This window comes from Labilibaculum sp., from assembly GCF_041595635.1.
Taxonomy (GTDB): domain Bacteria; phylum Bacteroidota; class Bacteroidia; order Bacteroidales; family Marinifilaceae; genus Labilibaculum.
Window position 1 is genome coordinate 138,255 of sequence record NZ_JBFHJW010000001.1, and the last position, 20,120, is coordinate 158,374.

At 36.8% G+C, this 20,120-nt stretch carries 20 protein-coding genes; 11 read left to right on the top strand and 9 right to left on the bottom strand.

Going from position 1 to position 20,120, the window contains the following annotated elements:
- Positions 1-7: 7 nt before the first annotated feature.
- The 6 genes from ABYT26_RS00600 to ABYT26_RS00625 all read left to right on the top strand — a co-directional run bounded on the left by ABYT26_RS00600 (position 8) and on the right by ABYT26_RS00625 (position 6,968).
- The gene (locus tag ABYT26_RS00600; protein WP_372750933.1) at positions 8-595 is read left to right on the top strand and encodes a 3'-5' exonuclease; all 588 of its coding nucleotides are present in this window, start codon (positions 8-10) and stop codon (positions 593-595) included.
- Positions 596-706: 111 nt separating this feature from the next.
- Positions 707-1,921: a class I SAM-dependent rRNA methyltransferase gene (locus ABYT26_RS00605; protein ID WP_372750934.1), complete on the top strand. Its 1,215-nt coding sequence runs from the start codon at positions 707-709 to the stop codon at positions 1,919-1,921.
- Positions 1,922-2,043: 122 nt separating this feature from the next.
- Positions 2,044-3,255, top strand: coding sequence for a DEAD/DEAH box helicase (locus ABYT26_RS00610; protein ID WP_372750935.1), 1,212 nt, complete (start codon positions 2,044-2,046; stop codon positions 3,253-3,255).
- Between the two features lie 22 nt (positions 3,256-3,277).
- On the top strand, positions 3,278-4,477 hold the full coding sequence (locus tag ABYT26_RS00615) for an NAD(P)/FAD-dependent oxidoreductase (RefSeq protein WP_372750936.1): 1,200 nt from the start codon (positions 3,278-3,280) through the stop codon (positions 4,475-4,477).
- A gap of 82 nt (positions 4,478-4,559) precedes the next feature.
- Entirely contained in the window at positions 4,560-6,689 is a 2,130-nt protein-coding gene (locus ABYT26_RS00620) for a Tex family protein (protein ID WP_372750937.1), read from the top strand.
- 42 nt (positions 6,690-6,731) lie between these two features.
- On the top strand, positions 6,732-6,968 hold the full coding sequence (locus tag ABYT26_RS00625) for a hypothetical protein (RefSeq protein WP_372750938.1): 237 nt from the start codon (positions 6,732-6,734) through the stop codon (positions 6,966-6,968).
- A gap of 108 nt (positions 6,969-7,076) precedes the next feature.
- On the opposite strand, the gene ABYT26_RS00630 is transcribed toward ABYT26_RS00625, so the two are convergent.
- From ABYT26_RS00630 to ABYT26_RS00655, 6 genes are all read right to left on the bottom strand, one after another.
- Complete coding sequence (locus ABYT26_RS00630; protein ID WP_372750939.1) at positions 7,077-7,802, bottom strand: head GIN domain-containing protein; 726 nt, start codon at positions 7,800-7,802, stop codon at positions 7,077-7,079.
- A gap of 132 nt (positions 7,803-7,934) precedes the next feature.
- Positions 7,935-8,753, bottom strand: coding sequence for a uroporphyrinogen-III C-methyltransferase (gene cobA / locus ABYT26_RS00635; RefSeq protein WP_372750940.1), 819 nt, complete (start codon positions 8,751-8,753; stop codon positions 7,935-7,937).
- Between the two features lie 32 nt (positions 8,754-8,785).
- Positions 8,786-10,489 carry an NADPH-dependent assimilatory sulfite reductase hemoprotein subunit gene (locus tag ABYT26_RS00640; protein WP_372750941.1) on the bottom strand — a complete coding sequence of 568 codons (1,704 nt, stop codon included), beginning with the start codon at positions 10,487-10,489 and terminating at the stop codon, positions 8,786-8,788.
- Positions 10,490-10,595: 106 nt separating this feature from the next.
- The gene (locus ABYT26_RS00645; protein ID WP_372750942.1) at positions 10,596-12,371 is read right to left on the bottom strand and encodes an assimilatory sulfite reductase (NADPH) flavoprotein subunit; all 1,776 of its coding nucleotides are present in this window, start codon (positions 12,369-12,371) and stop codon (positions 10,596-10,598) included.
- Positions 12,372-12,405: 34 nt separating this feature from the next.
- Positions 12,406-12,888 (bottom strand): bifunctional precorrin-2 dehydrogenase/sirohydrochlorin ferrochelatase, encoded by a 483-nt coding sequence (locus ABYT26_RS00650; protein ID WP_372750943.1) that lies wholly within the window; start codon positions 12,886-12,888, stop codon positions 12,406-12,408.
- A 10-nt stretch (positions 12,889-12,898) separates the two neighbouring features.
- The gene (locus tag ABYT26_RS00655; protein WP_372750944.1) at positions 12,899-13,129 is read right to left on the bottom strand and encodes a DUF2061 domain-containing protein; all 231 of its coding nucleotides are present in this window, start codon (positions 13,127-13,129) and stop codon (positions 12,899-12,901) included.
- Positions 13,130-13,854: 725 nt separating this feature from the next.
- Between ABYT26_RS00655 and ABYT26_RS00660 the strand changes: the two genes are divergently transcribed.
- The 4 genes from ABYT26_RS00660 to ABYT26_RS00675 all read left to right on the top strand — a co-directional run bounded on the left by ABYT26_RS00660 (position 13,855) and on the right by ABYT26_RS00675 (position 15,532).
- A complete protein-coding gene (locus ABYT26_RS00660; protein WP_372750945.1) occupies positions 13,855-14,109 on the top strand; it encodes a hypothetical protein in 255 nt (84 codons plus the stop codon).
- Between the two features lie 67 nt (positions 14,110-14,176).
- Positions 14,177-14,365: a PspC domain-containing protein gene (locus ABYT26_RS00665; RefSeq protein ID WP_372750946.1), complete on the top strand. Its 189-nt coding sequence runs from the start codon at positions 14,177-14,179 to the stop codon at positions 14,363-14,365.
- Positions 14,366-14,493: 128 nt separating this feature from the next.
- A complete protein-coding gene (locus tag ABYT26_RS00670) occupies positions 14,494-14,874 on the top strand; it encodes a hypothetical protein (RefSeq protein WP_372750947.1) in 381 nt (126 codons plus the stop codon).
- 85 nt (positions 14,875-14,959) lie between these two features.
- Positions 14,960-15,532 (top strand): pentapeptide repeat-containing protein, encoded by a 573-nt coding sequence (locus ABYT26_RS00675; protein WP_372750948.1) that lies wholly within the window; start codon positions 14,960-14,962, stop codon positions 15,530-15,532.
- A gap of 56 nt (positions 15,533-15,588) precedes the next feature.
- Here the strand turns inward: ABYT26_RS00675 and ABYT26_RS00680 are convergent, their stop codons facing one another.
- The 3 genes from ABYT26_RS00680 to ABYT26_RS00690 form a co-directional block, all read right to left on the bottom strand.
- Positions 15,589-16,140, bottom strand: coding sequence for a carboxymuconolactone decarboxylase family protein (locus tag ABYT26_RS00680; protein ID WP_372750949.1), 552 nt, complete (start codon positions 16,138-16,140; stop codon positions 15,589-15,591).
- Between the two features lie 126 nt (positions 16,141-16,266).
- The gene (locus ABYT26_RS00685; protein ID WP_372750950.1) at positions 16,267-17,106 is read right to left on the bottom strand and encodes a helix-turn-helix domain-containing protein; all 840 of its coding nucleotides are present in this window, start codon (positions 17,104-17,106) and stop codon (positions 16,267-16,269) included.
- Between the two features lie 92 nt (positions 17,107-17,198).
- Positions 17,199-18,869 carry an alanine/glycine:cation symporter family protein gene (locus ABYT26_RS00690; RefSeq protein ID WP_372750951.1) on the bottom strand — a complete coding sequence of 557 codons (1,671 nt, stop codon included), beginning with the start codon at positions 18,867-18,869 and terminating at the stop codon, positions 17,199-17,201.
- 251 nt (positions 18,870-19,120) lie between these two features.
- On the opposite strand from ABYT26_RS00690, the gene ABYT26_RS00695 reads away from it, so the two are divergent.
- On the top strand, positions 19,121-20,014 hold the full coding sequence (locus tag ABYT26_RS00695; RefSeq protein ID WP_372750952.1) for a zinc-dependent peptidase: 894 nt from the start codon (positions 19,121-19,123) through the stop codon (positions 20,012-20,014).
- Positions 20,015-20,120: the final 106 nt, after the last annotated feature.

Here is a 20,120-nt window from a genome sequence, read left to right on the forward strand (position 1 = left end):
GTTCTAAATGTTACCATTTCAAAAATCAATTACAAAAGAAGAAGTTAATGAATTGCCATTGCAAGGTTTTGATGGAGAGATTGTTCTAGTCGATCAAGATGTTGAGCTTGATGAGGCTGTGCATTATTTGAAAAAATTTCCAATTCTGGGATTTGATACAGAAACTCGTCCTTCCTTTAAAAAAGGGAGAGTAAATGATGTTGCCTTATTGCAGTTGGCAGCTAATTCTAAGACTTTTTTGTTCAGACTCAATAAAATTGGTCTGCCAGAGCAATTACTTGATCTTCTTGCCGACCCGCAAATTTTAAAAGTGGGTGCAGCAATCAAAGATGACATTAGAGGATTGCAAAAAGTAAATGATTTTGATGCCAATGGATTTTTAGAATTGCAAGAGTATGTTTCTAAGTTTGGAATCGAAAGTTTTTCCTTGAAAAAACTATCTGCTATCGTTCTTAATTTTAGAATTTCAAAACGCCAACAGGTTTCTAATTGGGAAGCAGAGCAGTTGAGCTCGGGTCAATTGAAATACGCTGCTACTGATGCGTGGGTTTCTCTTAAGATATTTGAAACATTAAAAGCGTCTATCACTAAGTAATTGGGTCTTGAATTAGTGAATTTAACTTTCGTATCCTTACGATTGTTGAGTTTGAATTATAAATAAATAGATAGGGATCGGCGAATTATTTTACGTCTTGAGCACTAGTCTATGAATCAGAAAAAGAAATTTCCAAAAATGATAAATTATCCAAAAGTTACTCTCAAACCTGGGAAAGAACATTCTATTAAGCGGTTTCATCCCTGGATTTTTTCGGGTGCAGTTAGTAGAGTAGAGGAAGGCTTGGAAGAAGGTGATTTAGTTGCTCTATATTCTTCAAGAGATGAATTTTTAGCCATTGGTCATATTGCCATTGGATCTATAGCAGTAAGAATAATTTCATTTGAACAGGAAGAAATCAATCTTGATTTTTGGATTCGAAAAATTCAATCGGCACTGCAGTTGCGTAAAGCCATTGGCTTGTATGGAACAGCCAACAATAACGTTTGTCGTTTGGTACATGGAGAAGGAGATGGTTTGCCTGGATTAATTATCGATTTTTATGCTGGTACAGCGGTTATACAATGTCATTCGGTAGGAATGTATTTGCATCGTGGAGAAATTACTGAGGCTTTGCAAAGCGTTTTGGGCGAGAATCTGAAATCCGTTTTTGACAAATCGGAAGGAACCATTCCTTTTAAATCGGGTATTGAACCGAAAAATGGATACTTGTATGGCGAAAGCGAGTCTTTTGTGGCTTTGGAGAATGGATTGAAATTTAATGTAGATTGGTTGAAAGGACAAAAAACGGGTTTTTTCATCGATCAACGCGAGAACAGAAGCTTGTTAGAGCATTATTCGAAAGGTCGTTCGGTACTGAATATGTTTTGTTACACTGGAGGTTTTTCTTTTTACGCCATGCGAGGGGGTGCAAATTTGGTGCATTCAGTAGATAGTTCGGCTCGCGCCATTGAAATTACAAAAGAAAATGTAGAAGCTAATTTCCCTGGCGATACTCGTCATGAAGCTTTTGCCGAGGATGCATTTAAATATTTGGATAAATCGGGAGAAAAATATGATCTGATTATTTTGGATCCACCCGCTTTTGCGAAGCATAAAAATGTCTTGCAAAATGCATTGAAAGGATACAAGCGATTGAATTCAATTGGTTTTGAGAAGATCAAAAAAGGAGGAATCATGTTTACTTTCTCTTGCTCTCAAGCGGTTAGTAAAGAGGATTTTCGCAAAGCGATTTTTGCATCAGCAGCAAGTGCAGGCAGAACAGTGCGAATTCTTCATCAATTAACTCAACCAGCCGATCATCCTGTTAATATTTATCATCCCGAGGGAGAATATTTAAAAGGTTTGGTTTTGTATGTAGAATAGCAAAAGCATTTTATCTGGGAATCCATAAAGAATCATCTCTTTTTTGTACCTTTCCTACTGCTTGATAATTAGTCGGTTTTCTAATTTGAAAACCCAGTTACGAATAAGTAAATCGAAAAAAATTGAAGTTTTCAGAATTTAATTTTACACCTGAATTAATGGACGGGCTTAATGCCATGGGGTTTGAAACTCCATCTCCAGTTCAGGAACTTGCGATCCCGCAAATTATTGACGACAAGGATTTAATTTGTTGTGCACAAACAGGTACCGGAAAAACCGCAGCCTATTTGTTGCCAATAATGGATAAAATACAAAAGAATAAAATTGATGGTTTTTCTACCTTAATTTTAGTACCAACACGAGAGTTGGCCATGCAAATTGATCAACAAATGGAAGGTTTTGGGTATTTTGTATCCATTACATCGCTTTCGGTTTATGGAGGGGGTGATTCTTCGGTTTGGGATCAGCAGAAAAAAGGTTTGATGGAAGGTGCTGACATTGTTATTGCAACACCCGGACGAATGATTTCTCATTTGAACCTAGGCTATGTGAACACCAAGAAATTAAAACATTTGATATTGGATGAGGCTGATAGAATGTTGGATATGGGTTTTCACGATGATTTGATGCAAATCGTAAATTATTTGCCTAAAGAACGTCAGACTTTAATGTTTTCGGCCACCATGCCTCCAAAAATTCGTGATTTGGCTGGTAGTATGATGGTGAATCCGGAGAGTATCAATATTGCCATTTCGAAACCTGCTGAAGGTGTTTTGCAGGCCGCTTACATGGTTTATCCGGAGCAAAAAATTCCTTTGATCATGCATTTACTCGAAGGAAAAGATATTAAAAGCGTGATTATTTTTTCATCTACGAAAGTAAATGTGAAAGCAATTACCAAGGATTTAAAAAGGAAGAAGTTTAAGGCAGCTGGTATCCAGTCCGATTTGGAGCAAAATGAGAGGGAAGAAGTTCTTCGTGAATTCCGTAATCGTAAGCAACAAATTTTGGTAGCTACAGATATCATTGCCAGAGGAATTGATATTGATTCCATCGATTTGGTTATTAATTTTGATGTGCCGCGTGATGCTGAGGATTATGTGCATCGGGTAGGAAGAACTGCCAGAGCAGAAAGCGAAGGGGTTGCATTGACTTTTATTACCCCAAAAGACCAGAATGATTTTAAGAAAATTGAAGATTTAATAGAATCGGAAATTTATAAAATACCCGTTCCTGTAGAATTGGGAGAAGGGCCAGTATATAGTCCTAAGACCTATAGAGGTGGAGGGAAAAAGAAATTTTTCAAGAAAAAGAATTTCAAGAAGAGATCATAAAGCCAACTAAATATAGCTGAAAATGAGTCATTCTAAAACATACGACCTAATTGTTGTGGGTGCAGGAATTAGTGGATTAAGCTTCGCTTATCAGGTTGCCAAAACAGGTAAACAGGTTTTAATATTGGAAGCTGATGATAGAATTGGTGGATGCTTGAATACTCATTATCACGATAAAAATGATTTTTGGTTGGAAATGGGTGCCCATACTTTTTACGCCACTTATGCTAACTTGAATGCTCTTATTAAATCTTGTGGTTTGGAGTCAGATATTGAGCCAAGAGCCAAGATAGGAATGAAAGTGTTTACCGATAGGCACGAGAAAATCATGTCGAGAGTGAGTAAATGGGAGTTGTTTCGATCTGTTCCACACCTGTTTTTTTCAAAGCGTGATGGCAAAACAGTCAAAGAATATTTTGGTAAGATTGTCGGTAAGAATAATTACGATAAAGTTTTTAATCGCATGTTTAGTGCGGTAATAGTTCAAAATGCTGATAATTTTTCATCTGAATATTTCCTGAAGCGTCGAAAAACAAAAAGCAAGGAACACCCCAAAAGCTTTATCCTGAAAAAGGGAATGCAGAGTTTTATAGAACGCTTGGCAGCATCAGAAAATATTGAAGTAATCACTCAGCAGAACGTTACTTCAGTGAAAAATGAGAAACAGGTAAGTGTTACAACAGAAAGTGGAGAGATTTTTACTGCAAGGGACATAGCTTTTGCTTGTTCGCCTCAAAAAGTGGCCGCTTTGCTTTCTGAGATTCTTCCTAAATTATCCAAGCGTTTAAATGAATTTCCTACCCAAAATATCATCTCAAGAGCAACGGTTTTGCCCAAAGAAAAAATTAATTTCGAGCCAGTTTCCTTTGTTATTCCTTTGCAAGGTTCTTGTTTTTCCATGGTAACCCGTGATGTTTTACCGCACAAAGAATCTAGAGGTTTTGCCTTTCATTTTGAGGACGGAAAAATCAGTAAAGAAAAACAGGAGCAGTTCATGGCGGAGCTTTTGCAATTAGAGCAGTTGGAAGTGAGTGATACTGTGGAAGCAAAACACCAATTGCCATTAATTAGCTTAGGGCACAAAGAACGAATTCAAGATCTCGAAAAATATGCAGAAGAAGCAGGAATCTATCTAACAGGAAATTATTTTAACGGATTATCTCTGGAAGATTGTGTAGAGCGTTCGGTTAAGGAGTTTAGCCGATACCAAAAGAATGCCTAACAATTTTGTATACCTATTCTAATAAATTGTTGAGAGAAAGGAGAGTTCACATCTCGGGTTTAAAATCTCAGATCTAAATAGCATGAAAAAATATATCGATCAAATAAAAAAAAGCTTGCAATTGCAGGCTTTTCAAGTTGAAAATACCATACAACTTTTAAGCGAGGGAGCTACTTTGCCTTTTATTTCACGTTACCGAAAAGAGATGACGGGTAGTTTGGATGAGGTACAAATTGGCAACATTAAAGATGAAATTGCTCGATTAAGTGAGCTGGACAAGCGCAGGGAAAGTATTCTAGATTCCATTGAGAAGCAAGATAAGCTGACTGATGAATTGAAGCAGCGAATTATGGCGTGTGGAGAGATAAATCAATTGGAAGATTTGTATTTGCCTTATAAGCAGAAGCGAAAAACCAGAGCGGTAAAGGCTCGTGAGAAAGGTTTGGAACCTTTGGCTAAAATTTTGATGAAGCAAGTGGAACGTGATGTTGAAGGCAGAGCTACTCAGTTTTTAAATGAGGAAGTTCCCAACACCGAGGATGCCTTACTTGGAGCTCGCGATATTATTGCCGAATGGGTAAATGAGAATGAAGTGGCCAGAAATTCGGTGAGAAGTATTTTTCAGCGTCATGCGATTATTCGTTCGAAAGTAGTGAAAGGAAAAGAGGAAGAAGGCATAAAATACAAAGATTATTTTGAGTCGGAAGAAGCCTTGAAACGAGTCGCTTCGCATAGAATGTTGGCTTTGAGAAGAGGAGAAGCCGAAGGCATTTTGAGGGTGAATATTTCGCCCGATGAGGAGGAAGTATTGGATCGATTGAATCGGATTTTTGTGAAAGGAAATACTGCGGCTTCGGAGCAGGTTGAGTTGGCAGTGAAAGATGCCTACAAAAGGTTGTTGGGCTCATCGTTGGAAACAGAATTTGCCAAAAGTTCGAAAGAAGCTGCTGATAAGGAAGCTATTCGTGTTTTTTCCGAGAACTTGCGTCAGCTGTTATTGTCATCACCGCTAGGACAGAAACGTGTTTTGGCTTTGGATCCCGGTTTTAGGACGGGTTGCAAGGTGGTGTGTTTGGATGCTCAAGGGAACTTTCTTCATAACGAAACCATTTATCCCCACCCACCGCAAAATGAGAGTAAAATGGCAGCCAAAAAAATCACTAATATGGTGGAAACCTATAATATTCAGGCTATTGCAATTGGAAACGGAACTGCTAGTCGGGAGACCGAACGATTTGTGACTAATTTACATTACGATCGCAAAGTGCAAGTTTTTGTGGTTAGTGAAGCAGGAGCTTCAATCTATTCAGCTTCCAAAGTGGCTCGCGAAGAGTTTCCTGAATATGATGTTACCGTTCGTGGCGCAATTTCTATTGGGCGCAGATTGATGGATCCTTTGGCCGAATTGGTGAAAATTGAAGCCAAATCGATTGGAGTGGGCCAGTATCAGCATGATGTAGATCAAACCTTACTGCAACAAAGTTTGGATCAGGTGGTGGAATCTTGCGTGAATAAGGTCGGTGTGAATTTGAATACTGCCAGCAAACATTTGTTGAATTACGTATCGGGATTGGGACCACAATTGGCACAAAATATTGTCGATTATCGATCGGAAAATGGAGCTTTTAGTACCCGCAAAGAGATTCTTAAAGTGAAACGTATGGGTGCAAAAGCATTTGAGCAATGTGCTGGATTCCTTCGTATTCCGAATTCTGATAATCCTTTGGATAATTCGGCTGTTCACCCCGAATCGTATGGTATTGTGAAGAGTATGGCCAAAGATGCTGCTTGCTCGGTAGCAGAATTGATTGCTGATCAGGAGTTGCACAAAAAAATAGATTTAAGTAAATATGTAACTGATGAGGTGGGCTTGCCAACACTAAAAGACATTGTGGAAGAGCTGGAAAAACCAGGTCGCGATCCACGAACCATTATTAAAGTATTTCAATTTAAAGAAGGAATCTATAAAATTGGACAGTTAGAGGTGGGTATGGAGTTGCCTGGAATTGTAACGAATATTACCAATTTTGGTGCTTTTGTTGATGTTGGTGTGAAGCAGGATGGTTTGGTTCACATTTCTCAATTGGCAAACCGCTTTGTGTCAAATCCAGCTGATGTGGTACAATTGCACCAACATGTAAATGTAAAGGTAACAGAAGTGGATGTGGCGAGAAAACGCATTCAACTTTCTATGAAAGATTGTGAGCAGTAATATATTCTATTATTTTTACAAAATCAGAAAAACGAAAAAAGCATGGAATTTAACGATCAGGAAGTAATAGTTGATTGCCCGCATTGCAAAGGTGAAATCATTGTAAATATTTTGGAGATTACCAATCATCAAACGGTGACTTGCCCTAGTTGTGGAAAAAAAGTGGATTTGTCGGCGAACGATCCATCTGCAAAATTGGGTGTACCTAAAACCTATATGCCTTTTGAAGGCTTAGGCGATTATATAAAACAGGTAGAAGAGAAAAGGAAAAAGAAATAATTTTAAAAAGGGTTTTACTATTGTACAGCTCTGAAATTACACGAATTTTTTCAGGAAAATATAAAATTCAAAAGAGGCATTTCAGAAAGGGAATGCCTCTTTGTTGTTTTAGCGTTGATTAATATCTCCACCACTTGAATTACGAGCATTTACTTTTGTGGGATTTCCATAGTAGGTAACATCTCCACCAGAACTCGCATTTGCTTCTAATGTTTCAGAGGCATACACACTCACATCACCACCACTGGAAGCTTTTGCTTTGCAGTTTTTTGCTATCAATTCTTTAGCATGTAAATCGCTGCCACTACTCGCTTTTCCTTCAAAATAATCGGCAGTTCCTTTAAGTGTTGCGTCGGCACCAGAACTAACCGAACAGGAAAGTTCTCCTGTATTTATTTCTATTTTTGCATCGGCACCACTGTTGACCGAAATATCGCATTTTTCGAGTTTGAGAATGTTTCTGGTTTCAATATTGCCCCCACTCGAAACATTTATTTCAGTTACATCTATCAGATTTACAAAAACATCAATTTTAGTTGCACGGTGAAAATTTCCATCAACTTTAATGATTAGTTCATTATCTTCTACACGGGTGATAATATATTCTAGTAGGTTTTCATCTGTTTCAACACTTAGGGATTCTTTATCGCTTTGAAGCACATACACATTTATTCCGTTACTAGCTGATATTGCAGAGAAAGATCTGATTTCCCGATCCTGTTTTTGCACATCCCCATTTCCTTTTTTAACCCAGAACTGTGCATTAACGCTTCCAGAGAATAAAAAGATTAGCCCGAGAATCAGGAAACTGTTTTTTAGAATCATTTTTTTCATGAGTATTCTGTGTTTTAATGAATAGGTTGATTAGTATGTATGACGCCGTGAACAAGATTTAAGTTACAGCTAAAATAGAAAAAAGCAAAGGAGCATTACTTCCTTTACTTTTTACAGAATTTATCGAGCAAACTAAAAGAGATTTAAAAAGGGTTGTTTAATTAAATTTCGAATTCGTTTTGAAATGGAATAGCTTTTATTGGCATGGTTTTTTTCGCTATCTGGTATTTGAGTGTGATTCCCCAAAATGATGACTGCTGGTGATTCGGGCAACTCATTGATGTCGATGGTGGAGAAGAATCGGGTGTTGCCACTCACTACCTGGCTGGTGATATAACTGGCTTTCGAAACCACATTGATGTTGGTTTCCTTGCTGAGTCGCCGATTTAGTTCGCTTGCCATTTCGTTTAATTGTTCAAACCCCATGTAAATCACCACCGTATCGTCGTTTTCAATTTCTTTGATGATTTGATTTAGATTGTTCTTTTCACCTCCCATTTTTATTGCCGAATGAAAATGAATACCAGATGATTTTCCCCTTTCAGTAAGAGGAATCAGAAATTCATTAGATGCTGCCATAGCCGCACTAATTCCAGGAATCAGTTCAAACTCCAAATTGGTTTTCAGCAGGTATCTGATTTCCTCCACACCGCGCCCATATACCATAGGATCGCCCGATTTCAGTCTTACGACCTGATTTCCCAAAAGAGAATACATTAACATTTGATCGTGGATGTACTCTTGTCGGGAGATTGGATTTTTGCCATCGCCCGAACGTTTTCCTACATCAATAAGAATGGCTTTTTTCGGGAAAAGCGATCGCACTTCAGTGGTTATTAGGGCATCATATAAAATAACATTTGCACTTTGAATGCTGCGCAGAGCTTTTATGGTAAGTAGATCAGCAGCGCCAGGTCCAGCACCCACAATCCATATTTTTCCTTTTTTCATAATTTAGATAAATTTGTAGTGAAAAAATGAGATTAATGCTTGAAATCTTGGGCATTTACAATCTCTTTTACGTAGGATTTTCGGATTACGAAATCACCAAATTCTTCTCCCTTTGTTCGGTTTTTAGAATAATCTTGCAGGATGGGACGAAGTTCTTGCAAAATTTCTTTTTCATTTACATTTTCACGATACAAATTATTTAACCTTGTTCCTTTAAAATTTCCTCCCAAATAAAGATTATACCTTCCGGGTGCCTTCCCAATGAATCCTATTTCGGCCACGTAAGGACGTCCACATCCATTGGCACAGCCTGTCATTCTTATTACAATTTCATCTTTTAGTAAGTCAAATTCCTGCATACTTTCTTCTATTTTATCGATTAATGAAGGAAGGTATCTTTCTGCTTCGGCAAAAGCCAGGCTACAAGTATTTAGTGCGACACAGGCAATAGAATTGGCTCTGACTCCCGACAATACTTGCGGCAATAAGTTGTACTTTTTCAGAATTTGATTGATTTTAGTTTTATTCTCTTCTTTAATTTTGCCTAAAATCAGGTTTTGATTTCCTGTTAGGCGAAAATCAGAAATGCCTAGTTTGGCAATTTCCAGTAAGGCTGTTTTTATCTGAATTTGATCAGTGTTTTTTACGCGTCCACCTTCAATAAAAAGGCCCAAATACCATAAGTTATCCTTGGCTTTTTGCCAACCAAACTTATCTCCATTACGAACCAGAGCGTAGGTTCTTTCCTTTTCTAGCGAATAGCCTAATTTTTCATTCAGTAGTTTTTTGAATTGCTCCAGCCCAATTCTGTCAATGGTGTATTTTAAGCGTGCATTTTTTCTTTCTTTCCGATTACCCAATTCCTTTTGCAGAAGGACAACTTTTTCGGCTACATCAACAGTATTTTCTAACGAAGAAAAGCCTAAAACAGTACCCAAGCGAGGATAGGTCTTTGAGTCGCCAAAAGTAGTTCCCATGCCACCCCCTGCAGTAATGTTAAACCCTTCGAGTACACCATTGTTTTCGATGGCAATAAACCCTAAATCCTGAGTGAAAATATCCGTATCGTTAAAAGGAGGAATGGTGAATCCTATTTTGAATTTTCGAGGTAGGTAAACAGGTCCATACAAAGGTTCCACTTCACCCGCACTTCCTTCGGCTACTTTTCTCTGATCGAGCCAGATTTCATAGTAGGCCGGAGTTCGTGGTGTTAAATGATCGCTTACTTTTCCCGCTAATTTCTGCACCTGATCGAAAACTTCCGAACTGTAAGGATGAGGACTCGCCATCACGTTTCGGTTCACATCACCACAAGCGGCAATGGTATCGAGCAGTGCTTTATTAATGGATTGGATACTTGGTTTTAGGTTTCCTTTTAAAACGCCATGAAATTGAAATGCTTGTCGGGTAGTTAATTTGATGGTTCCGTTGGCATACCCATCTGATATTTGATCGATTTGTAACCATTGCTTGGCATTTACCACTCCACCTGGCACTCGCACTCGTATTAAAAAGGAGTAGTCGGGTTCTAATTTTCTTTTTTTACGTTCCCGTTCGTTATCGCGATCAAATTGTTGGTAAATGCCATGAAATTTAGAGACCTGACGATCGTCTATTGCGATGGCATCTGTAATTGGGTCGGCAAGACTAGTTTCCAGTGTACCTCGCAAGTAGTTGCTTTCAGTTTTTATTTTTTCGACTTCGGACAATTCTGCCCAGTTGATATTATCTGACATAGTTTGTTGAATTATAAGTTGGGGTTATTAAAATGTTGATGATTGGTTCTGTGTTTTTTGATTCAAAAATAAATCAGTTTTTATCCATGTACTTAGATTATAATTTCTAATAAACATCAAGAAGGAATCGCTTTTCTTTTTTCAATTTTTTTAGATATTCATCTGCTTTTTCAGGAGCAATGCCTCTTTCAGTCTGTATGATTTCGAGTAGGGTGTTTTGAACATCTTTGGCCATGTGATTTTTGTCTCCGCAGATGTAAAAATAAGCTCCATTTTCGAGCCATTGAAACACTTCAGAACCATTTTCCTTCAAGCGATGCTGAACGTAAGTTTTCTCTTCCTGATCTCTAGAGAAGGCAACATCGAGTTTTTGAAGAATTCCTTTCTTCAGAAATTTTTGCCATTCTACTTGATACAAAAAGTCTTTTTTGAAGCGTTGATTTCCAAAGAATAACCAGCTTTTCCCTTTGATGCTTTGATGTTCTCTTTCCTGCAGAAAACTTCGGTAGGGAGCCACGCCAGTTCCTGCACCTACCATTATTAGAGGCTTACTTTGGTCATCTGGTAAATGGAAGGCTTCATTTTTATCAATGTAAATGGCAACATGATCGCCTACGTTTATTTCGTCGCTAATGTAGGAGGAACAAGCACCGTTTCGGTCGCGTTTTTTGCGTTGGTAACGAAGCGATGCTATGGTAATGTGTACTTCATCGGGATTGGCATGGGGACCTGAGGAAATAGAGTAGAGACGTGCATATAAAATGCGCAGAACCGATAAAAATTGATCTGTATTTAATTCTCCGGGATAATCTTGAAGCAAATCATAGGCATCAGCTCCATACAGGTATTGTTCCAATTCAGTATCTTGCTTCAGTAGCTGTTCCAGTTCCTTATTTTGGACAATTTCAAAATATTTTTCGAGTACCTCTCGGTTCAAAACGGTTATCTCTACTTTATTTTGCAAGGCTCGAAATAAGCTAATTTCTTTTCCTCCCAGACTAACAATCCGTTCTGGATCGTCTTCTAGTTTCTCAATGAGTAAGTCTACTAAATTCATAGGATTATTGGGTAAAATGCCAATGCTGTCGCCAGCTTGATAAGTGATTCCTGAATCTTCCAGGGAAAGTTCGAGGTGGTACACTTCTTTTTCAGAGTCGCTGGTGGTGATTCTTACCTTCTCGAGCACTTCGGCATAGTAAGGGTTTGATCTGTTAAATTTCTTTTTGGTTGGAATGTTATTTGCCAAAGAAAAGGAGCTTGTTACTTCATCATTTTGTTTTTTCAATTCAACAAGAAGTTTTTCAATCCAATGCTCAGCAATTTCTTCGTAGGCAACATCGCTTGTTTCAATGGGCAAAATGGCTTGAGCTCCCAATTCTGAAAATCGCTGGTCGAAATCAATTCCTGTCTGGCAATAATTCTTGTAAGTTTTGTCTCCTAGTGCAAGCACAGCGTATTTTGTGTCTGTCAATTGTGGTGCTCGTTTTCCCTTTATATACTCGTAAAATTCTTCGGCCTGAAGGGGAGCTTCACCTTCACCATGAGTACTGACGATGAGGAAAAGGTATTTTTCCTTTTTTAATTCATTTTTTTTGTAATCGTCCAAACCTTGAATTTTGGCATTTAAGCCTAATGCCAAAACTCGATCGTACAGGTCGAGGGCAATTTGCTTGCTATGACCTGTGTGTGTTCCAAACAGAATTGTGATGCTTTCCGAAGATTTTTCTTTGTTTGTAACAGGCAAATTCTGATTTTCTGTTTTGTTGTTAAGTATCCCCGAAAGGTACCCATTGACCCAAACCAACTGATCGGTGGTTAAGTTTTGGACTAGCTGATTGACTTCTTCTAACTGTTCTTGGTTGAGTTGATATTTTTTTTCCATGATGTTTTTCTATCAATTAATGTTGAGGCAGTATTTAATTGGCGATTAATTGCTTTTGCAGCTGGTTATTTTCAAAAAAATCTTTTAGTTGATTTCGCATTCGTATTGATTCGTACACATCCTCACCATTAGAACTTACTGCTACACTAATGTTGGATTGTTTGTAGATGGCAGGAGAAACGAATTCACAAAAATCTGGCTGATCATGTACATTTAGTAGTACTCCAGCTTCTTTTGCATCTCGGATTAGTTGCCGAACAAAAGCAGGATCTTCCACACAGCTGTATATCAGAAAATAATTTTTTAGGATCTCCTTGCTGTATTGTTTCTCGTGATAAATTACACCCGCATTTTTTATCCAGTTGATGATTTTAGGTGCAATTACTTCGATTAAATTGGTACTCCTTTGCAAGATCTTTAGCTTTTTATAGGCGTCTTCATCACCTCCGATGATGAGTATTTTTTTATCGGTAATATCAAGCGCTATGGGTAAGAATTGTTTTTTCTGTTTCGACATGGTCTTTGTTTTAAATGTGATAATCAATGGGATGTTCTTTCTCTTTACCAAGTTTGATTTTATTCCATGTTCGTTCGTGAATAAAATAGAGTCCCATTTTTGTAAATAATTCTACGCCACCAATCGACATGGCCCACTTTAAATCACCAATTACTAAATAGGAAATTAAGATGGTATCGATGGTGCCTACTGTTCTCCACGAAATGGTTTTTAATATGCTTCGGTATGTTTTTTCTTTCATAGTACTTGACTTCCAGGAATAAAAAAGTCTTTCTGTTTTGCAGAAAGACTCGATATGTAAGGTTCACTTAGGTGCATAACGAATTCTGCCAGGGGGGATTCCATAGCATATACATACAACAGCAGACTGTTGCTTGACTTTTTTTCTTTACTTGAGTTGTATTTGTGTTCATCTCCGTTTGTAAAATAGGTTCTTGTATGTGATAATTTGTTAGTTGCATTCATGTTGTTGGATAAAAAAAAAAGACCTTTCTGCTGATGCAAAAAGGTCTTTTTGAGAATATCCTGATATCTAATTCTTCAATTTAAGCTCCTTCTTTTTGCATAACAATACCGCGCATATACATGCAACAAGCACACATACACATAAACAATTTGTTATTTGGAAGAAATCTCATCATTGCTAAAATAGGATATTTAGATCTGTTTATTCACTGCAATTTTAGGAAGATAATTTGAAGATTCCAACCCAAAAGAGATAATAAAGACTTTTAAGTCTTTATCTTATTTAAAAGAAACGTTTGCAGTAGAAGTTAACGTTTTGGTTAATTTTATTAGTAACCAGTGCATTATCTTAAATGTTTTTTCAGGTATTTAGAATGATTTTTTTGAGCGAAGAAGAGATGTTAAAGATTTAAAAATAAATTAATGAAATAGTTAAGTCTATTTTGTTGTTTGTAATTCATTCTCTTCATATATTTGCAAAACAAAATTAAATTTAAAGTTATGCTCCCAAAGTTTTTATTAGCAGACAATTCACAAGAGTTACCGGATACTCTTTTCATTATCCACACTCGCACTCCTAAATGCATTATTGAATGTGATGTGGAGGATTTTAATGCTAACCAAACAGTTTATTGGTTAGATAAAACTCCTGAAGATGAGAATTTGATTGAGGATATCATGGATGAAGCCGAAACATTCTATAACGATGAGTTGGAAAATCAGGAAGATTTATACGACGAAGAGTTTGACGATTAATTTTGATTGAAGCTACAAAGGATTTTTCTTTAATGAAACTTTGCAATTTTTAGGAAAAAAATAGGATATGAGTAAAAGATTGAAACGTTCATCAGATAAAATGCTAGCTGGTGTTTGCGCTGGAATAGCCGAGTATTTAGGTTGGGAAACGAGTTTGATTCGTATAGCCTATGTGTTACTATCTATTTTTAGTGCAGGTTTTCCAGGTTTACTGGTCTACTTAATTCTTTGGGTGGTAATGCCAGATAACGATTAGAGATTTTTGAAATCAAAATATTCAAGGGGAGGAGCAATAGCTTTTTCCCTTTTTTAGTGTCAAATTTTACATTCTTTTAAAAGAAATAGACATCTTTAATCCGATATTATCGCTCAGAAAAAATAAAAATGAAAGAATTAACTAAAGTAAAAGAGTTTCACGAAGCCTTTGCTGTGAATGTAGAAGTGCAGCCTATTATTCCCTCTATAGATAGATGTGAATTGCGACAAAAAATAATTCAGGAAGAAGTGGATGAATTAAAAGCTGCTTGGGAATCAGGTGATTTAGTTGAAGTAGCCGATGCTTTGGCTGATATTCACTATGTAGTTATGGGAACGGTTTTAGAGTTTGGTTTGCAAGATAAATATTTAGATATTTTTAATGAAGTTCATCGTAGTAACATGAGTAAGCTTGATAAAAATGGCAAGCCAATTTATCGGGAAGATGGAAAAGTGATTAAATCAGATTTATTCAGCAAGCCAGAGATTGGTAAGATCATCAATCAGTAAAGGAATACTTTTGAAATAAAAAAACGAAAGGCTTTCGTAGAGGAGAATTGAATTTGGATTCAAATAGTTAAAAAGGAGTAGAAAGATGCCAAAAGTATATATTGAAGATGAGGTTTTTGAAAAGAAGGATTATACAAAAGAAAATTTGCCAAAAGGAGAGTATGAGAACTGTCGGTTTGTGAATTGTTCCTTTGTCAATGGCGATTTGTCTGAAAACTTATTCCTGGAATGTAAATTTGATCAGTGTGATCTGAGTTTGGTTAATCTGAATTTTACTGCTTTACGCGATGTTTCCTTTACATCTTGTAAGATGGTGGGAGTTGGGTTTCAAAATTGCAATCAGTTATTGTTGTCGATACAATTTGAAGATTGCCAGCTAAAACTGGCTTCCTTCCATAAACTAAAATTAAAAGCAAGGAAGTTTATCAATTGCAATTTGCAGGAAGTAGATTTTACCGAAGCTGATTTTTCTGCCGCACTATTCGAAAATTGTGATTTGAGTCGTGCGATGTTCGAATACACAAATCTTGAAAAAGCAGATTTTCGAACTTCTTTTAATTACTTAATCAATCCGGAAATCAATAGAATTAAAAAAGCTAAATTTTCACTTTCGGGAATCGCGGGCTTGTTGGCGCAATTCGATATTGAGATTGAATAAAAAAGACTGTTTCAAATTGTTGAAACAGCCTTTCTTAAAATAGTTAGGTTATGGAATTAAGCAGTTTTCTTACTCAATGTTTTTGCTTTTGGAAAATCTACTGGAACTTGAGTAAGATTGTGAGCGTAATTGGTAAAAGTTATTTCGACTACAACCGCTAAAAAATCGATCAGTTCTTTTTCTGTGAATCCTGCATTAAAAAAGTTTTCTTTTGTTAAGTCACTTGCATTACCCTTGTTTTGAGCAATATCAATAGCTAAATTACTTAATATTCGTAAACGAATATTCGAAATGCTTCCATCTCTTAACTGAATTATTTCTTCTTCTGTAAAGCCATTCATTTTAGCTATTGCAGTGTGAGCCGCTAAACAGTATTCACATCCATTTACTTCGGATACTGCAAGTTTAATAGCCTCCAATTCTTTGTTCGAAAAACTATCTTTTCCTGCTTTACTCGAAAAAGCCAAATAATTTTCTAGGGTATTGCTTGAGTAAGCAAGTGTTGCAAAAAGATTTGGAATCATGCCCATTTCATTTTGTAGCTGATCTAAAATTTGTTGTCCTTTTTTATCTAATTGTTCTTTTGTAGGTACTGTAATTGTTCTCATCTTATTTAATTTTATAATTTCACTGTTATTTGTCTTTAGGATCTAATGACAATGCAAAGATGAAGCAAAATAAGATGGTGAAGAATGCTTATTCTTCCCTACAACTTGATGATTTTTCCTTTAGACTTATAAAATGGATGTTTTTTTAAATTCGGTGGAGCTTTTACCTACCATTTTTTTGAAAAAATGACTAAAATGTGCCGTGTCATCAAAGCCAAGTTCGAAGGATATTTCTTTTGCACTTTTATTGGTATATAAAAATAAGCGTTTGGCTTCAAGAATAATTCGATCCTGAATTACACGTAAAGGACTCTTATCATTATATTCTCTAAACAGATTCGACAAGGTTTTAGGTGATTTGTTTAGTAATTCGGCATAGAGGGAAACTTTATGCTTGTTTCTGAAATGCATTTCAACCAAAACATTATACTGACGAATAATATCTAGTTTATCTTGGTATATATTTGGATTCTTAAGAATCTTGCGTACCAATCGGGTGCTTTTAATTAAAAATTGTTTCAGCAGGACTTGTAGCATTTCTCCTTGAATTTGATCTTCAGTATTAAATTCTTCATTCATGTCTTCATAGAGTAGGTCGAAGCTGATCTGCTCATCTTTGTTCAAGCTAACAATTGGAACGTCTGATGATCCAAAGAATAAATAGCCATGGCAGGAAACTTCCTGATCGTGATCTTGAATGCAATAGAACTCACGGTTAAAAATCAGCGATCGAAATTCATTTGTAGTATTTCTAAGTTCGAGCTTATTTAAGGGAGTTAAAAAAACGATCTGATTTTCATGTAAATTGTACCTAATTCCATCTATGGATATACTGGTTTCACCGCTTCGAATCCAGATTACCCTATAATATTTATCTTTTTCGAATAGCAGTTTATTACTACTAGAAGTACAATCGCTAATTGAAAATTGAGAATTTTCACGCTTGTTTATGAACGTATTATTCATACTGAACTTTGGTTTTTGATGGCTGAATTCTGAAAAATAAAATACAAAAAAAAAGAGACTCCATTGAGTCTCTTTAAGAAATATTATCGAATTTAAATTTCTCCGGGGTATTCTTTTTTAAAATCTTTAAGGTATTTATCCATGGTTCCTTTCATATCTTTCCGAAGAAGTAGGATTCCAATTAGGTTAGGTAGTGTCATAAGAACAATGGTGATTCCTGATATTGTCCATATAATAGTAGTGTCGGCAAAGGAGGCAATAAAAATACCAATACAGTAGATGATTCGGTAAGGCAGTACTCCTTTTGTACCGAACAAATAGGTTACCGATCTATCTCCATAGTAGGCCCATGCAATCGCGGTTGAAAAAGCAAACAAAAGCAGGCCTAGGGATACAATCCATCGTCCCCAATCACCTAGTAAGCTGTGGGTAAATGCTTCTGCAGTGAGCGGCGCCGAGTGAACGAGTGACTTGCCATAGAAATAGGTGCCGTTTTCGTTGATGTGTTTGCCATCTTCAATAGGAACGGTTCCACTGTACAATTCTGTCTCATTTTCATAAACATGTACATTTTCGGCTAGAGAACGAGCGTTGATGATAGAAACGGGATTCTGAATGATGCCATTTACAACGGTTAAATCTCCAGAGAACAGAGCAAGTTCTTTTTTCCCAGCTAAAAAATCACCTATTTTAATCCGATCTTCTTCTTGGCTATCATCGTACTGATCTGCCAGAATTGTCATATCGGTAGTTTGAAATTGATTAGGAAGTTTTTCTGTCCATACTCCTGAGGAGAGAATCACTAATCCTGTGAGAGTACAAATTATAATTGTATCGATGAATGGTCCTAAAATAGCCACCATACCCTCTGCAATAGGTTCTTCGGTACGAGCGGCAGCGTGGGCAATAGGAGCAGATCCTTGTCCTGCTTCATTACTAAACAAGCCCCGGTTAACGCCCCGGTTAAAAGCATAAGCGAATCCTGCTCCTAGAAAACCTCCAGTTGCAGCAGTTCCAGTAAAAACATTAGAAAATACAGAGATGAAGGATGGGATTACATTCTCGTAGTTGTAAATAAGTACCGATAGAGCACCTATAACGTAGAGAATGGCCATGCCTGGAACTAGTTTATCCGTTACTTTTACAATTCTCTTGATTCCGCCCAAAATCACGAATCCTAAAAGTATCGCTAGTACAGCACCGGTTATTATTTTATTGAAGCCAAAAGTGGAGAACAGTGAGTTGGAAATGGAATTGATTTGCGGGAGGCTTCCAGTTCCAAAAGAGGAACAAATTGTCATAGCTGCAAAAAAACCAGCTAACCATTTCATGTTCAATTTATTTTTCATGTAGTACATCGGTCCACCAGATATGAATCCATCTTCGTCGGTTTCACGATATTTATGTGAGAGACTAACCTCAACAAATTTGGTGGTCATACCTAGAAATGCGGTTACTAACATCCAAAATAAAGCAGCTGGTCCGCCTAAATAAATGGCAAAAGCAACACCGGCAATATTTCCGGTTCCTACTGTTCCCGATAAGGCGGCAGTTAGTGCTTGAAAATGGGAGGCATCTCCTTTTCTGCCGGGTTTGTCGTATTTTCCCATGACCACTTTTATGGCATGTTTAAAATAGCGAATTTGTGGAAAATTTAAGTAAAAGGTGAAGAAAATTCCGGTTCCCAATAACAAAAGGGTGAACCATAAACTTCCACCTAAATAGATTTCTATTCCGGCTAAAAAGTCGTTTAGTTTGTGCATAAAAAATAGGGGGTTATTAGTTTTGAAATGATTAATTTGTTTAAAAAATCCCTCTAATATAGGGGTTAATTTTTAAAAATCTATATTTTTTATTGTTGCGAGCTTAATTGTTGTCGGTGTTAGTCAATTGTTTTCGACTTTTTTTAATAATCATAAATTTGCATGGTTTTAAACCAATACTTATCTTTCTCAAAGAAAATACGAATTTATTAGTCTGTTTTTTTAACTGAATAAAAAGGATGAGTTTTCCAATGAGAGTAATTGTTTTGTTAGCAGTCTTTTTGGTTCTTGCATGGTACTTGGTGAAAAGATGGAAGAAAAAACGGTGGAAAGAAGCAAAATTGCCTTTCCCAAAAAAGTGGCGAATGATTTTAGCGACCCATGTGGCTTTTTATTCAGCACTATCTGTGGAAGAAAAACTGCGTTTTGAGCATAAAGTGCAGGAGTTTTTACTCAACTGCCGAATTACAGGAATACAGGTGGAGGTTGATCAGACCGATAAACTTCTAGTGGCATCGAGTGCAATCATTCCCATATTTGCTTTTCCCAAATGGAAATACACCAATCTATACGAAGTGCTTCTTTATCCAGCAAGTTTTAATGACAAATTTGAAACTTCAGGTTCTAATACAAATATTCTTGGAATGGTTGGAACTGGCTATATGGATGGAAAAATGATTCTTTCCAAACCAGCTTTGCTTCATGGATTCTCCAACGAATCGGACAAAAAAAATACAGCCATTCATGAGTTTGTGCACTTAATTGACAAAATGGATGGCGCAGTAGATGGACTTCCTGCTATATTATTGGAAAGACAATACGCAATTCCCTGGATGGATTTGATTCGTAAGAAAATCGAAGAAATTTATGCCGATAAGTCGGATATTAATCCATATGGCGGAACTAATAAAGCTGAATTTTTTTCCGTTGCCAGCGAGTATTTTTTCGAACGGCCAAAATTATTTGCCAGAACTCATCCTGAATTGTACCAGTTAATGAGTGAGATCTTTAACCAAAACTTACAAACACGAAATTTGAAGAGGACCAAGCAAAGCATCGGACGAAATAGTCTTTGTCCTTGCGGTAGTGGACTGAAATTTAAGAAGTGTTGTGGGCGAGTACATTATCACTACAGTGGAACCTGAATTTGCTAAAAAAGTTATTTAGTAAACTGCATTCATATAAAGGGATATCGCGGCAGTGTTGTTCCTTTCTTTTTTTGCCTCTTCAAGTCTTTTGTTAATTTTGCAG